The sequence below is a fragment of the Clostridium saccharobutylicum DSM 13864 genome (assembly GCF_000473995.1).
Classification (GTDB): Bacteria; Bacillota; Clostridia; order Clostridiales; family Clostridiaceae; genus Clostridium; species Clostridium saccharobutylicum.
The window spans coordinates 3,557,657-3,574,418 of the sequence record NC_022571.1 but is presented as its reverse complement, the minus strand read 5'-3'; the positions used below and the strand labels follow the sequence as shown (position 1 = coordinate 3,574,418).

Annotated in this window: 11 protein-coding genes; 8 read left to right on the top strand and 3 right to left on the bottom strand. The window is 29.0% G+C overall.

The genetic code is table 11. The features are described 5' to 3' along the window. Positions 1-109 precede the first annotated feature (109 nt). Positions 110-1,132: a hypothetical protein gene (locus CLSA_RS15510; protein WP_022747344.1), complete on the top strand. Its 1,023-nt coding sequence runs from the start codon at positions 110-112 to the stop codon at positions 1,130-1,132. A 718-nt stretch (positions 1,133-1,850) separates the two neighbouring features. Here CLSA_RS15510 and CLSA_RS15505 read toward each other — a convergent pair. After that, positions 1,851-2,855 carry a LacI family DNA-binding transcriptional regulator gene (locus tag CLSA_RS15505; RefSeq protein ID WP_022747343.1) on the bottom strand — a complete coding sequence of 335 codons (1,005 nt, stop codon included), beginning with the start codon at positions 2,853-2,855 and terminating at the stop codon, positions 1,851-1,853. 251 nt (positions 2,856-3,106) lie between these two features. Between CLSA_RS15505 and cax the strand changes: the two genes are divergently transcribed. From cax to lacZ, 4 genes are all read left to right on the top strand, one after another. Beyond that, positions 3,107-4,153: a calcium/proton exchanger gene (gene cax, locus CLSA_RS15500; protein ID WP_022747342.1), complete on the top strand. Its 1,047-nt coding sequence runs from the start codon at positions 3,107-3,109 to the stop codon at positions 4,151-4,153. A 260-nt stretch (positions 4,154-4,413) separates the two neighbouring features. Then, a complete protein-coding gene (locus CLSA_RS15495; protein WP_022747341.1) occupies positions 4,414-4,887 on the top strand; it encodes a MarR family winged helix-turn-helix transcriptional regulator in 474 nt (157 codons plus the stop codon). Between the two features lie 37 nt (positions 4,888-4,924). Continuing rightward, positions 4,925-6,919, top strand: coding sequence for a methyl-accepting chemotaxis protein (locus CLSA_RS15490; protein WP_022747340.1), 1,995 nt, complete (start codon positions 4,925-4,927; stop codon positions 6,917-6,919). 320 nt (positions 6,920-7,239) lie between these two features. After that, a complete protein-coding gene (gene lacZ / locus CLSA_RS15485; protein WP_041716681.1) occupies positions 7,240-10,317 on the top strand; it encodes a beta-galactosidase, LacZ type in 3,078 nt (1,025 codons plus the stop codon). A 683-nt stretch (positions 10,318-11,000) separates the two neighbouring features. Here the strand turns inward: lacZ and CLSA_RS15480 are convergent. Then, positions 11,001-13,004: a KUP/HAK/KT family potassium transporter gene (locus tag CLSA_RS15480; protein ID WP_022747338.1), complete on the bottom strand. Its 2,004-nt coding sequence runs from the start codon at positions 13,002-13,004 to the stop codon at positions 11,001-11,003. A gap of 304 nt (positions 13,005-13,308) precedes the next feature. Here CLSA_RS15480 and CLSA_RS23510 point away from each other — a divergent pair, with 304 nt between their 5' ends. After that, on the top strand, positions 13,309-13,449 hold the full coding sequence (locus CLSA_RS23510; protein ID WP_022747337.1) for a hypothetical protein: 141 nt from the start codon (positions 13,309-13,311) through the stop codon (positions 13,447-13,449). Positions 13,450-13,482: 33 nt separating this feature from the next. Here CLSA_RS23510 and CLSA_RS15475 read toward each other — a convergent pair whose 3' ends face one another. Continuing rightward, entirely contained in the window at positions 13,483-14,352 is an 870-nt protein-coding gene (locus CLSA_RS15475; protein ID WP_472298010.1) for a PLL family lectin, read from the bottom strand. 700 nt (positions 14,353-15,052) lie between these two features. Between CLSA_RS15475 and CLSA_RS23505 the strand changes: the two genes are divergently transcribed. Further along, positions 15,053-15,208, top strand: a complete 156-nt coding sequence (locus tag CLSA_RS23505; protein WP_022747335.1) for a hypothetical protein — start codon at positions 15,053-15,055, stop codon at positions 15,206-15,208. A 21-nt stretch (positions 15,209-15,229) separates the two neighbouring features. Continuing rightward, the gene (amrA, locus tag CLSA_RS15470; protein WP_022747334.1) at positions 15,230-16,636 is read left to right on the top strand and encodes an AmmeMemoRadiSam system protein A; all 1,407 of its coding nucleotides are present in this window, start codon (positions 15,230-15,232) and stop codon (positions 16,634-16,636) included. Positions 16,637-16,762: the final 126 nt, after the last annotated feature.

Here is a 16,762-nt window from a genome sequence, read left to right as displayed (position 1 = left end):
TTTGAAACCTAGTGATATCAATACTTAATTCACTATTCATCATTGATTAAAAGTGGCACAGCCACTTTTGTTATAAAATATTATCCATAAATGAAGGAGAGGATATATCATGAAAAAGAATAAAATATTAGGAATAGTAGTTGCGTCTATAATTGCGATGTCTAGTGTAGTACCAGCATTTGCTGATGATAACACTTCACAAAATTCAGCTACTAATGTAACAACAATTCAAGCAAAATTTACTAAAAAAGCTGCAAAATTAGGAGTAGACATTACAGGATTATCAGCTAAAGATGCAAAAGGAAAAATAGAAGCAGCAGAAGCATCAAAACTTGGAATAGACACTGCAGGTCTATCAAATAAAGAAATACAAGCAAAAATAAAATCAGCTATGGAAGCAAAAGAACTTGCAAAGCTTACTCAAAGGGCAACTAAACTAGGAGTTGATATTACAGGGCTATCAAATCAAGATGCAAAAGCAAAAATAGAAGTAGCAGAAGCATCAAAACTCGGAATAGACATTACAGGTTTATCAAATAAAGAAATACAAGCAAAAATAAAATCAGCTATGGAAGCAAAAGAACTTTCAAGACTTACTCAAAAGGCAAGTAAATTAGGAGTTGATATTACAGGGCTATCAAATCAAGATGCAAAAGCAAAAATAGAAGCAGCAGAAGCATCAAAATTAGGAATAGACACTACAGGTTTATCAAATAAAGAAATACAAGCAAAAATAAAATCAGCTATGGAAGCAAAAGGAATTGCAAGACTTACGGAGAAGGCAAGTAAACTAGGAGTGGATATCACAGGATTATCAAATCAAGATGCAAAAGTTAAGATAGAAGCAGCAGAAGCATCAAAACTAGGAATAGACACTACAGGTTTGTCAAATGAAGAAATACAAGCAAAAATAAAATCAGCTATGGAAGCAAAAGAGCTTGCAAATCTTACTGAGAAGGCAAGTAAATTAGGAATAGATATTACAGGGTTATCAAATCAAGATGCAAAGACTAAAATAGAAAATGCAGTAGCATCAAAGTTAGGAATAGATACTACAGGCCTTACTAATAAACAAATACAAGAAAAGATTAAAGAAATGAAATCAAATAAAATAACAAATGCAGATAATTAATTTGCGTTGTTGTTAACCGAAAGAAAGGGGATTACTTTTACTCGGTTGCTAGATAATTAAGCTGTGGATTTCTACCACTACAAGTTGTCACCATTTATGCATATTCCTCAAACAAGTTGAGGACAAGCAAAAAATGGAACAACTTCTACTGAAGAAATACCTAAAGCTAAATTATCAACGCAACACTACGTAAAAGTAATCCCCTTTCTTTCTAGTATCGAATATATTTCAAAACTTAATCTAATTCAGAGTTTGTTTATCAATAGAAGATGTGATTAAACAAAATTTTATATCTAACAAATAATTATAAATAAATATATTCAGTGATCCACTTTTATATAAAATAGACCTTAGATATATTTTCCTATAGACATTCAATTTATAAATTACACTTATGTTTTGAATATATATCCAAAAGTAGAAATAGAGGTCATGCATTTGTGGAGCGTTACCTTAAAAGATTTTGATAGCTATGCTTCTTAAGTGAAATTCCAAATCTATGATTTGGCTAATTGAACTTACTCAGCGAACGAATGTGAGTCGAGTTTCCTTGCAATATTGTTGCGCATATGCTTGTTCACAGCATGTCTGTGAAGCAAGCATTGCGGGTACAACTTGCAGTCTTAGAAGCATCTATCAAAATTTTCAGTAACCGGAACAAATGCATGACCTCTATTTCGGTTAGTTATCACATAACCTTAAGTCTTAATTTGTTTATCTATATTTTATGACAGCTTTCTCTTATTTTAAATTCAGTTGGTATTATTACTTTTTTATTGTATTCCCTATTTCCATTTATATTTTCTAACAACAAATCAACAGCTGCATTTCCTAAATATTCGCTTGGAATTCTAACAGTTGTTAATGATGGAACCATATATTTAGCACTAGGTTGGTCATTAAAGCCAATAATGCTTATATCATTTGGCACTGATAATCCAGCTTCTGAGATTGCTTTATAGGCCCCAATAGCCATTGCATCGTTAGCTATAAAAAAAGCAGTAGGTCTATTTTTATTTTTTAATGCTTTAATCATAAGATTATATCCTGTTTTAAATGTATATTTTTCTCCCGGATATATATATTCAGGATTATATATTTTTTTTCTCTCCATAAATTCTTTGTATTTAATATCTCTTTCATCAATATACAAATTTTTCTCATCTGTATTATCTGATTTTTGACCACCAATAAAACCTATTCTTCTATGTCCCAATTTATATAAATAATTTAATATTTCTGTTGTAGCTTTTCCTATATCCGCCATTACAGAATCAAATTTATTATCATTAGGTGAAAAATCTACAAAAACAATATTTTCATTTGCGGATTCTAATTTTTCAATTGTGCTAGAAGCAAATTTTCCTATTGCAATTACTCCATTAACATTTTTTATATCTTCAATGCTACTATCATCATTCAATTTTACTAAATTGAACTTATTTTCATTACATTTTTTTTCAGCTGCTAATCTTATTGATAAATAGTATGGATCATCTAGCTCTTCTTCATAATTATACCAATAGATAATTCCTATATCTCTGCATTTTTTGTTTTTAACTTTTCTAGTTTTTGATGATACATAATCAAGCTCATCTGCAATTCTTAATATTTTTTCTCTTGTTGCATTGCTTACATTTAAAGCTTCATCAAAATTTAAAACTCTAGAAACTGTTGATATAGAAACTTCTGCAATGGATGCTATCTCTTTAATTGTAGCCAACTGAAAACCCTCCCTGTTGTATGTTATTTAGAAATTTAAAAATTAATTATAAATTTTACTAATTATAATATTATAAAAGTTTTATTTTAAAATCAACATCTTAATATTTTAAAATAAAATTATTAGTTACAATAAATGATAGCATAAAATCCAATATTATCTTATAATTTTGAGTGTATTGCATTTATATGCGTATATAATAATTTGATTAAATTATGGAAAGCATAATTTAATAAGGAGGTAAGAATTTTATGAAGGTATTAAAGTATATGCTTATATTTATACCAATAAGCTTTATAGCAGAATTTATGCATGCATCATCATCTATAATGTTTATATTAGCTGCACTATCAATAGTTCCGTTGGCTGGTCTTATGGGAGAAGGTACAGAGGAAATTTCTTTTTATTCTGGACCTAAAATAGGTGGCTTTTTAAATGGAACCTTTGGAAATGCCACTGAACTTATAATATCATTTTTTGCTCTTAAACAAGGTCTTTTTGAAGTTGTTAAATCATCAATAGCTGGTGCTGTAATAGGTAATGTATTATTAGTACTTGGCGCAAGTATGCTTGCTGGAGGGTTGAAACATAAAACTCAAACATTTAACAAGAAAGTTGTTGAAGTTTCTTCAAGTATGTTGTTATTTGCTGTTGTTGGCCTATGTATACCAGCATTATTTACACATACTGTAGATGTTGCACTTCTAAATACAAGATATGAAAGTTTAAGTATTTTTGTTGCTATAGTTATGATTGCGATATATATATTAAGTTTGATTTTTTCATTCTTTACTCATAAAGATATATATTCAGCTGATATTGAAGAGGAAGGTCTTACGGCTAAATGGTCATTAAAAAAGGCAATATCAGTATTAGTTATTTCTACAGTATTAATAGCTATAGAAAGTGAATTTTTAGTAAGCGGTATAGAATCTATAACTAAAAGTTTGGGGCTTAGTGAATTTTTTGTGGGTATAATAATAATACCTATAATAGGAAATGCAGCTGAGCATAGTACAGGTGTTGTTATGGCAATGAAAAACAAGATGGATGTAGCTTTAGAAATTGCTATAGGATCTAGTTTGCAAATAATATTATTTGTAGCTCCAGTGTTAATATTCTTAAGTTTACTGTTTACGCCTATGAGTATAATATTTAATCAATTTGAGTTAATAGCACTTATAGTAGCAGTGCTCATAGTTAACAGAGTGTCAAATGATGGAGAATCTAACTGGCTGGAGGGAGTACAACTTCTTGCGGTATATTTCATAATAGCAGCGTCTTTCTTTATTTTATAAAATTTACTTCGGTACTTCAAAATAAAATTAATGCATAAGCAAAAAATAATAGGTAAACATACTGGTCTATTATTTTTTGCTTATGTCTAGTATATGATAAAAGCATTTAATTATATGATTAGGTGCTTTTTATTATTTTATAATAGAATATTTTATAAAAATTATTATGTTAAGAATTTTAATTTCAAAATAGTTGTCAAATGATAACTATTTTGGTATAATGTTTTTTAAATAGTAATCATTATCAAAGGAGATTTATTATGAATAAGGAAGATTTTCAAAAATTAATACTAAATATAGTCAATTTTTATACAATTTTTAATATAGAATTTACAGATCTTATACCAGATCTTAGTAATTCTGAAATTAGTCCTTTGCTTTCAAAAATTTTAAATGTTATTCATTTAGAAGGTACTACTACATCATCAAAGTTAAGTAAAAGACTAAATATTCCAATTTCTAATATAAGTAGAAGTGTAAATACACTTAATAATCTTGGATACTTAATAAAAAAACAAGATTCAAAAGATAAGAGAATAGTTTATTTATCACTATCGCCAAAAGCTTTAGAATTTATTTCAACTATTCTTACAGAGTCTGAAGAAACTTTTTTAGAGAGATTCAATGTACTATCATTAGAAGAGATAGTAACTATATCTATGTCATTAGCTACATTGAAAGGTTTGTTTATTAAAATGCGAGATTTAAATTTAAATAAGAAAAGTGATATTTAAGGAACATTCAAATAAATAACAAAGGAGTTGAATAAAAATGAATATAAAAACTATAAAAGCAAAATTAATTATTACAATAAGTACAATATTGTTAGTTGTGAGTAGTGGACTTGGAATTGTTTCATATATAAATTCTTCTAAAGCTTTAGTTTCTAATATAACCAAAACATTACCTCAAATTGCTATTCAAGCTTCAAATACTGTACAAGCTAATTTAGATAAACAATTAGATTCCATGGAGGTGACTTCTGAAAGTATTTTGATTAACAATGATTCTTCAGACAAGATAGTTAATATATTAAAAATGGAATCAAAAAGAAATGGCAGTATAAAAATGGGATATGCAGATGCTAATGGTAATATCTCGTATAGTGATGGAGAAACAGGTAATATTAAAGATACGATTTATTTTAAAAAATCTATTTCAGGTGAAAATTATATAGATGATCCTGTAGTTAATGAAAATAAAACTACAATGACTATTACATATTCAGTACCAGTGAAATCTGATAATTCAATTGTAGGAGTATTGGTTTCTGTAAGAGATGGAATGGAACTAAGTGATATGATAAAAAAGATTGCATTTGGTAAAACTGGAAGTGCATATATGATAAATAGTAAGAGCAATAGTATTGCTTATATGGATCCAGGCATGCCGTTGAATCAATATAATTCAATAAAAGAAGCTGAAAAAAATCCAAGTCTTAATGATATAGCCGCTATGCAAAAGAGAATGATTGCTGGGGAAACAGGTTTAAGTTCATATACTTTTAATGGGAAAGAGGCATATGGAGGTTTTGCACCAGTACCAAAGGAAAATTGGTCGATAGTAGTTATATTAGATAAATCAGAACTTTTATCAGAACTTGATTCTTTAAAAATTTCTATAGCTATATATTCACTAATATTTTTAATTATTGGGATTTTCATAATTTATTTTATTGCTCATAAATTATCTAAAAGAATTAAATATTCATCAGAATCTTTAAATATATTATCTACTGGAGATTTTACTAGTGAAGTAAACGAAGAATATTTGAATTATAACGATGAAATTGGTGATACGATAAAGTCAATGCATACAATGCAAAATTCAATTAAAGATATGATTAAAATTTCTAAAGATAGTTCTGTGATAATAGATAATGATTCAACTAATTTATCAAATATTTCACAACAGATGGCATCTTCATCAAATAATATAGCTAATTCAATTGAGGAGGTTGCAAATGGAATAGGTTCACAAGCGAATGATTTGATAGAAATTACTTCAATTTTAAATATCTTTAATAATAAGCTTGAAGACATAGTAAATAATATTAAAGATGTAGATAAAAATGCTTTATCAATGAGTGAACTTGCAAACAATAGTAATTCTACTATGAAGTTATTAATGAATGCTGTAAATGGCATTGGTATATCATTTAAAAATTTATCAAATAAAATACTTAATTTTAGTAATAATATAAAAGAAGTAAATAATATTGTTAATATAATCAATTCAATTGCAGATCAAACTAATTTATTAGCATTAAATGCTTCTATAGAAGCAGCAAATGCTGGTGAAGCGGGAAAAGGATTTGCAGTAGTAGCAAATGAAGTAAGAACTTTAGCTGAACAAACAAAAATTTCATCAGATAATATTACTAATTTAATATGTGATATTTCTAAAGATACTAATATTATCACAGAAAATACTAATGATATGAAAACAGAACTTGAGAGTCAAGTTGAGATTATAAATAAAACGATGGAGTCTTTTGAAGAAATAATTAATGCAGTTACAATCATAATTCCAAAGGTACAATCTATAAATAGATCTGCTATAGAAGTTGGGAAAGATAAGAATGATATATTAGATAAGATAGAAAGTGCATCTGCCATAGCGGAGGAAATATCTGCATCGTCAGAAGAGATAACAGCTTCGACAGATGAGATGAATAATCTATCCAATGTAGTAGCATCAACAGCCATTGCTTTAACAGATATGACTAAAAAAATGATTGAGCAACAGAACAAGTTTAAAATATAAATGAATAGTTAGTAATTCAGACTTATATTGTTTTGGTCACTATAGAAAAAAATGTTCAGTTTAAGATCATATGAAACAATAGTATATTATATAGAATATTAATTAGTGTATTAATAGATAAATAAGCAAAAAACAGTTACAGAATAAAATGTAGCTGTTTTTTTGTTTGGTAAAATTTTAGTAAAATATATTGATTTTTTAGTAAAATACATATAAAATAAACATGAAAACGTTATACAGGACGAACTGTAAAAATTAAAGCAATAATATAAATACAAATTTAAAATATAAGTTTCAATATGAGAAAGCGAGTGGAAAAAATGAGAGAAATTAAACCAACATTAGATTGGCTGGAAGATCCAGAAGTTTTTAGAGTGAACAGAATAGATGCGCATTCAGATCATTGGTTTTATGAAAAGATGGAGCATGTTAAGTTAGAAGAAAATATGATTCTTAAACAAAATTTAAATGGCAATTGGAGATTTGCGTATAGTGAAAATCCATCTCTTAGAATTAAAGATTTTTATAAGGAAGACTTTGATGTAAGTGGTTTTAATTATATTGAAGTTCCAGGTCATATTCAACTTCAAGGCTATGATAAATGCCAATATATTAACACAATGTACCCTTGGGAAGGTCACGATGAATTAAGACCACCTCATGTTTCAAAGACTTATAATCCTGTAGGAAGTTATGTGAAGTTCTTTAATGTTAAAGAGGAACTTAAAAACAAGCAGACTTTTATATCATTTCAAGGTGTTGAAACAGCATTTTATGTATGGGTTAATGGTAAGTTTGTAGGGTATAGTGAAGATACTTTTACTCCATCAGAATTTGACATTACAGAATACTTAAAAGAAGGAGAAAACAAACTTGCAGTAGAGGTTTATAAAAGAAGTAGTGCAAGTTGGATTGAAGATCAAGATTTTTGGAGATTTTCAGGAATATTTAGAGATGTTTATTTATATGCAATTCCAGAAACTCATGTGAATGATATTTTTGCAAAGACAGATTTGTTTGATAATTTTACAAATGGAAAACTTAATGTAGACCTTAAAATGATAGGAAATGAAAATTCTAAAATAGAAGCCTATTTAGAAGATTCAGATGGAAATAAAGTTGCACAGGGATATTTAAAAGATAAAATGGGAGAAATTTTATTTGCTAATGAGTTAACTTTATCTTTTGATGTTAACAATGTTAAGTTGTGGAGTGCAGAAGAACCTAACTTGTATACTATGTATATTTTAGTTCATAAACACGATAATAGTTTAGTTGAAGTAGTTATGCAAAAGATAGGTTTTAGACAGTTTGAAATGAAAGATAAAATAATGTGTCTTAACGGAAAAAGAATAGTGTTTAAGGGTGTTAATCGTCATGAATTTAGTGCAAGACGTGGACGTTCTATTACAAAAGAGGACATGTTGTGGGATATTAAATTTATAAAACAAAATAATATTAATGCAGTCAGAACATCACATTATCCAAATCAAAGCTTATGGTATAGACTTTGTGATGAATATGGAATTTATTTAATAGATGAAACTAATTTAGAAAGTCATGGCTCTTGGCAAAAGATGGGCAAGTGTGATCCAGAGTGGAATGTACCAGGAAGTCTTCCAGAATGGCAGTCAGTAGTATTAGACCGTGCAAATTCAATGGTCGAACGTGATAAAAATCATCCATCTGTTCTTATTTGGTCATGTGGTAATGAATCTTACGGAGGAGAAGATATATTCCAAATGTCAGAATATTTTAGAAAGAAAGATCCTTCTCGTTTAGTTCATTATGAAGGAATATTTTGGAATAGAGAATATGAAAAAACAAGTGACATGGAGAGTAGAATGTATGCTAAGGCAGTTGAAATAGAAGAATACCTTAGCAATGATCCAAAGAAACCATACATTAGTTGTGAATATATGCATTCAATGGGGAATTCTACTGGTGGAATGATGAAATATACAGAACTAGAAGATAAATATCTAATGTATCAAGGTGGATTTATTTGGGATTATTGTGATCAAGCACTTTATAGAAAAGCACCAAGTGGAAAAGAAGTTTTATCTTATGGAGGAGATTTTACTGACCGTCCAACAGATTATAATTTTTCAGGAAATGGACTAGTATATGCAAATAGAGTACCATCACCTAAAGTTATGGAAGTGAAATATTTGTATCAAAATATAAAGCTAATTCCAGATAAAAATGGTGTGACAATTAAAAATAAAACTCTTTTCACTAATACAGATAAGTATGATTTATATTATACAATTGAAAAAGAGGGGCAGTTATTGCAACAAGGAAAAATAAATGTATCTGTAGTACCAGGAGAAGACAAGTATGTAGAATTACCATTTGAGGATTTCAAGGCATTAAAAGAAAAGTATATAAATGAAGATTTTATAAATGAATTTGTATTTACAGTTTCACTAAGATTAAAAGAGGATACTCTTTGGGCAAATAAAGGTCATGAAATTGCTTTTGGGCAATCAGTTATTAAAGAAGATAAAAATAATGTAGTAAGAAAATCAACATCTAAGATAAAAGTTATACATGGTGATGTAAATATAGGTGTTCATGGAAAAGACTTTAAAGTTATATTCTCTAAACAAGAAGGTGGAATTGTATCTTTAAGATATGGTAAAAAGGAATTTATAACAAGAACTCCTAAAACATTTTATTGGAGAGCAACTACTGATAATGATAGAGGAAATAAACATGAATTTAGATGTGCTCAATGGCTTAGCGCTACAATGTGCCAAAAATATGTGGATTTTTCAATGGATGAACAGGAAGATAAAGTTTTACTTTACTATACTTACGAACTTCCAACAGTTCCATCTACTAGCGTTAAAATAATTTATGAAATTGCTGAGGATGGAATAATAAAAGTTAATATAGCTTATAAGGGTGTAAAGGGATTACCAGAGCTTCCTGTATTAGGAATGAATTTTAGACTTTTAGCTGAATTTAATTCTTTTGTTTGGTATGGAATGGGGCCAGATGAAAATTATATAGATCGCTCAGAAGGTGCTAAGTTAGGTGTTTTTAAGAGTACACATTTAGAAAATTTATCTAAATATTTAGTTCCACAAGAATGCGGTAATAGGACAGGCACCAGATGGGTAAAGGTTCAAAACGAAAAAGGAGAAGGTCTTAAATTTAGTTATAATAAAGCACCATTTGAATTTAGTGTTTTGCCTTACAATAATATAGAACTTGAAAATGCTCTTCATGAGGAAGAATTACCACCTGTTAATTATACAAATGTGAACATAATTGGTAAGCAGATGGGTGTTGGAGGAGATGATAGCTGGGGAGCACCTGTATTAAATGAATTTTGTATAGATTCTAGTAAGGATTTAGAATATAGCTTTATTATTTCTAATGTAAATTAATGGTTAACCGAAATAAGTAACATGTTGTGTTTCGGTTTCTAAGGAATTTAGATGGGAGATTCTAAGAACAGAAGTTGTGCCCAAAAAGCTTGCCTCAAAAACGAGTTTTTAACAAGCTTTTTAGAACAACTTTTGTTCAAGAATCACAACCAGCTAAATTCCTAATGAAACACTGCACACAACATGTTACTTATTTCTGCTGTATCTATTTACTTAAATTTAGTTATGATTTCTATTTAGGTCAGCTATTGCATAAGTCTAAGTCTTGATCTGAAGATCTATACGAGGATGTGAAAAAATCTATTTTATACAAGAAACAACTACTTAATATATTGATTTATAACGATTTGGTAGCTGTGAAGTTTTTTAAAATCACATTCTCTTATACATAAACAAACAATTAATTAGATTTATGTTTTGTAATGTATCCCAACCAGAAAGAAGCTGTATTTTTTTCGGAGTGTTGCATTTATAATTGGGCTGTAAGTATTTCTTCAGCAGAAGTTGTTCCATTCTTGCTTGTCATCAACTTGTTTGAGGAGCACGCAGGAATAGCACAACTTCTGCTGGTAGAAATCTATAGCCTAATTATATAGCAACCGAGAAAAAGAATACAGCTTCTTTCGGTTAGTTATCATACAAGTGTAAGTCATTTATCTATAATTGTTGTTAATTCAAATAAATTATTTTTCAGTTCTTTTTAAAGTTGTATGGCATTGATAATTTAAAAATAATGGGACATTTTCAATATCAACATCACTAGTCTCAAGTCCAAACCATTTTGCAGGAGAAACAGTAAATCTTTTTATAAATAATTTAGATCTAAGTATAAATTCATCCCAAGAATTTAAAGTTGTTTCATAGGAAAGTTGCTCCTGAATTAAAATGAAACGGAAATCACCAACTTTTCTATCAGGGAGAATTGTATAACTTCTAGATTGATTTTTTATTTCACCATTTTCAACCAATTCAGTTGAAATCTGACGTAAGAAAACATTTAGTTTTTGTTCTACTCTGAATCCTAGGCGTATTTGAACTTTTACAATGTATAATGTATCCAAAGTATCTACTGTATATTCTGCATCATAAGGTTCATCAGTAACTTTAATATTAACAAACCAGTAAACATCTGCTCTCTTAGGTCTTTTATCTAATATTGAGTACATTATTTTTCTTTCAATTTGGTCAGGTTCCTCACAATTAGTTAAACATACTAGGTTTGTTGTATATTTATCACGATCGGTATCTAGACGTAATTGATTTAATTGATTCTTATAATCATTAATCGACACATTTTCCAATAACCCCATTTTGATATAGTGACCTTTAATCCAAATATACATAATAAATAAAATTGCCAAAGCAATTAAGACAGCAACAAATCCTCCATGCATAAACTTAACAATATTTGCTATAAAGAAGCAAAATTCAATAGTACCGAAGAAAATAAGCATCAATAAAGCAATAGGAAATGGAGTTTTGTTCTTTAATAAATAATTAAATAACAAAATAGTTGTCATCAACATTGTAACTGTAATTGATAATCCATAAGCTGCTTCCATATGTTGTGAACTTTGGAAATAAAGAACAATACCGATACAAGCAATTGCTAATATTCTATTTACTGCGGGTAAATACAGTTGTCCTTTAGTGCTAGATGGATACATAGTATGTAATCTAGGAAACAAATTCAATTTAATTGCTTCAGAAACAAGAGTGAAAGATCCTGATATTAAAGCTTGAGAAGCAATAATTGTTGCTAATGTTGAAATTATAATACCAAAAATTAAAAGAGCAGGTGGAATCATTTGGAAGAAGGGATTTAAATCTTTTATTCCAAAGAAACTTGGATTATTCTTTGCTGATAATAACCAAGCACCTTGCCCAAAATAATTTAATATTAAACATATTTTAACAAAAGGCCAAGAACCATATATATTATTTTTTCCAACATGGCCAAGATCTGAATAAAGAGCTTCGGCACCTGTTGATGATAAAAATGCACTACCAAGAATAAATAATCCTGCTTTATTTTCACTGCTAAAAAGAGTGTTAACTGCATAATATGGAGATAGTGCACGTAATAATGTCCAATCATGAGAAAGATTAATAATTCCAAAGAATGCTAAAGTACAAAACCAAATAAGCATAATTGGACCAAATACTTTTCCAATTAAATCAGTTCCAAAATGTTGAATAAAAAATAGAAAAAATAAAATAGCTATTACAATCGTAATAATTATATTTTGATTATTTCCAAAAAGAATATTAAAACTTGGAATTAATTCTAGACCTTCAACAGCTGATGTTATACTTACAGCTGGTGTTAACATTCCATCAGCAAGTAATGCAGATCCACCAAGCATTGCTGGTATTATAAGCCACTTTGCTCGATTACGAACTAACGTAAAAAGTGAAAAGATTCCACCTTCACCGTTATTATCAGCTTTTAAAGTGATAAGAACATACTTTACTGTTGTTAAAAGTGTGATTGTCCAAAAGACTAGAGATAATGATCCAAGGATAAAATCATCAGATACATGCTCCAAGCCTCCATTACCGTTTATAAATGATTTCATTGCATAAAGTGGTGAAGTTCCAATGTCACCATAAACTACTCCTAATGCTACTAGAAGTCCAGCTGCGCTAAACTTGGTAACATCAGTATGCTTGTTAGTTGATTTCATGTTTATTCTCCCTTTTCATTTTAATTGTTTTATATTTTGAATTTATTTATAGTAGTATTTGCATATTTTAAAGATAATATCATAATTAATACCAACTAAAATAAAATACTTAATAAGTGGTTGTACTCTCATTTGAATATTATATACCAAAATGAAATATTTTGTAATAAAAATGAAATGTGGATTTAATATTTTATTTTTAGTGCTTGTTAGAATAACAAATATATTTTAAGAAATAATAAAAAGAAAGTATTAACTTATAAATACATAATTTTTAAAATATTAAGAAAAGGAGATATGAATTATGGATTATAAATCAGAAGATAAGAGTGATAGTGGAGATGTACTTCTAAGCAATCTTACCAGTGCTATTCAAAATTTTCATTATAGAGGAGAGATGCTTGGAAAAACAGATTATGAAAAAGTGAAAAGAGAAAAAAGATAAGATTTGTGCCTACGAATTATCGTAGGCAATAGTTTATTGTTTCCAGATATGCCACAATGAGTTGTTTGTACCTCTAGCAAATACATCGGTTCTATTAGGTCCCCAAGAAACAGCAGATGGATCAGAAGTAATTGTTCCATCAAGGTTCTGCCAGTTGGTCCAGCGAGATCCATTCCATGATTTTGTGATTAATTGATTATTTTGATTTCTTGAAAAGACTTCAAGTCTGTTAGATGTTCTAGACGATGCAGCAGGTGCTGAAGTGAGGCTATTACCAAGGTCTTCCCAATCGCTCCAACGAGAGCTATCCCACCATTTGTGATATAAATGATTTCCTTGACCAAGAGCAAAAACATCAATTCTATTAGGTCCCCAAGAAACAGCAGCTGGAGCTGATTTTAAATTTCCCCCAAGGCTTTCCCAATCATTCCAACGAGAACCATCCCACCATTTATGGTAAAGAGCATTATCAGTTCCTCGAACAAATGTATCAATTCTATTTGAACTCCATGAAGAAGCAGCAGGAGCAGAAGTTAAAACTCCACCAAGGTCTTCCCAATCGCTCCAGCGAGAACCATCCCACCACTTATGATACATTGAATTAGTAGTACCTCTACCAAAAACATCAATTCTATTAGGTCCCCAGGAAACAGCAGCAGGAGCGGAAGTTAAATTTCCACCGAGATTTTCATAATCGCTCCAACGAGAACCATCCCACCATTTATGGTAGAGGGCGTTATCACTTCCTGTTACAAACGTATCAAGTCTATTTGAAGCCCAAGAAGAAACGGTAGGAGAATATTTTAAAACTCCACCAAGGTCCTCCCATTGACTCCATCTATCGCCAGGTGAAGGAGGAGGAGATGGAGGAATATTATTATTTCTAAGAGTAAATTCAATTATATATTTAAAGGTACTATTAATTAAATTATTAGGGACACCAGCAACTCTAAGAGATGAGAAAATCATATCATATCTTCTCCTAAAATCATTAAATAAACGATTTGTTTCTTGATTTATATTTCCAGGATATCTTCCAGCGTTATCTAATGCAAATGAAATTGCTGTTCTAAAATAATTATCTATTAGAATTTGAAAATCATCATGAAGCTGAGGCTGTTCATTATTAAGTGTTGTAAGTATTCTATTTACATCCGTTTCGGAAGCTCGTGTGTAATTTAAGTAATCTTCTTCAAAAAATAAGTTATAATCTTCGAAACTATCAAAATTTTTATAATTATCAGGTTCCTGCAGCTCTTCATTTAAGAATGGGCAACTAGTGTTTTGCATACAAAAAGGACAATAGGAAGTATTTTTATCATTCATTACAAATCTCCTTGCATTTTGTTATGGTTATGAAACCCTTCAGTTTCATTCTATGACTACAGCTAAAGAGTGTTACACAAGTATTAAGCAATTATAATGAGATATTACTATTAATATATACTCAAGTTTAATTTTCTATGTTGTTAATAAATTGATTAATAGAGGGCAAACTATTAATAGTATATTAAACATTAATATAGTATTAATAAATATCATCATTTCTTTTTATTGATTGTCATGTTATTAAGAACATTAATTTAATAAGGAGGATTTTATTATGGGTAACCAAAATAAAGGAGATAAATATCGTGAAATTATGAGTATAGGGAATTTTACTAAGCATGCAATAGAAAATTTTGAACATAATATAGTCGAACAAAAAGATTATCTAGAAAAGGTTAAATCACATGAAGCATTTGAAAATTTAAAATAATTTATTTAGGAGGTGTAAATGATGGAAAATGTAATGGGATATTATTTAATGCCACATCCACCAATAATTATTCCAGATGTAGGTAAGGGCGAAGAGAAAAAGATAGAAAAAACAAGTTTGGCCTGTAATAGTATAGGAAAAGAAATAGGAGATATCAAACCAGAAACGATAATACTTATAACTCCACATGCTACAATGTTTTCAGATGCCATAGCTATATCAGATGAAGAAAGAATTTCAGGCGATTTAAGTCAATTTAGATGTTCTAACATAAAGATGGATATTCAAATAGATAAAGAGTTTAATATTAAGCTTGGTACAGCATGCCATCTAGAAGGAATACAATCAGTTCTTGTGGATTCAAAACTTTTAAAAAAATATAATTGTACTTATGGATTAGACCATGGAGCTATTGTTCCACTGTACTTTGTTAATAAATACTATAAGGATTACAAACTTGTTCATATTACTTATTCAGCTATAGGAGATATAAACTTATATAAGTTTGGAATGGAAATAAAAAAAGTAGCAGAATCATTAAATAGAAAAACTGTAGTAATAGCTAGTGGCGATTTATCTCATAAACTTAAAGAGGAAGGTCCATATTCTTATTCACCATATGGTGAAAAGTTTGATAATGAACTTTTAGAAAGCCTTCAAAAAGGTGATATTCTTAAAGCTTTTAGTATGGATAAAGTTATGATTGAAGAAGCTGGACAATGTGGATTAAGCTCAATATATATATTACTTGGAGCAATGGAAGGAAAACAAATAAAGGGCGAACTTTTATCTTATGAAGGGCCTTTTGGTGTAGGTTATGGCGTAATGAAACTTAGAAGGGAAGAAAACAATGTAAGTAATTTGGATTTATTAATAAAGAACAAAGAGGAGAAGTTCAAAGATAAATTAAATAATAACAATCCTTATGTAAAACTTGCAAGAGAAAATTTAGATCATTATTTTACTTATGGTAGAAGTATAAATGATATATCGAGTTTATCTAGTGAACTTTTAAATCAAAAACATGGAGTGTTTGTATCTTTAAAGAAGTTTGGTCATCTTAGAGGATGTATAGGAACAATAATGCCTACAACTAATTTTGTAGGAGAAGAAATAATAAGAAATTCAATAGAAGCAGCTATGCATGATCCAAGATTTCCAAGCGTTAAGAAAGAAGAATTAGATGATATTGATATATCTGTAGATGTACTAATGGATTCAGTTCCATGCGAAAAGGATGAATTAGATCCTAAGAAATATGGAGTAATTGTATCTTGTGGTATGCGACGTGGACTGCTATTACCAGATCTTGAGGGAGTAGATACAATTGAAGATCAATTAAGAATAGCTTGTGATAAGGCTGATATAGATTTTGATGAGGAATATAAAATAGAAAAATTTGAAGTTATAAGATATAAGGAAGAATAATCATAATATATAAAAGAGGTGATTTTTATTTTAAAATAAATTATTAAAATTGACACATCACCTCTTATAATATATAAAAAACAGATTCCAATTTAAAATAAAAATTACTGTAAAAATATTAGGTAA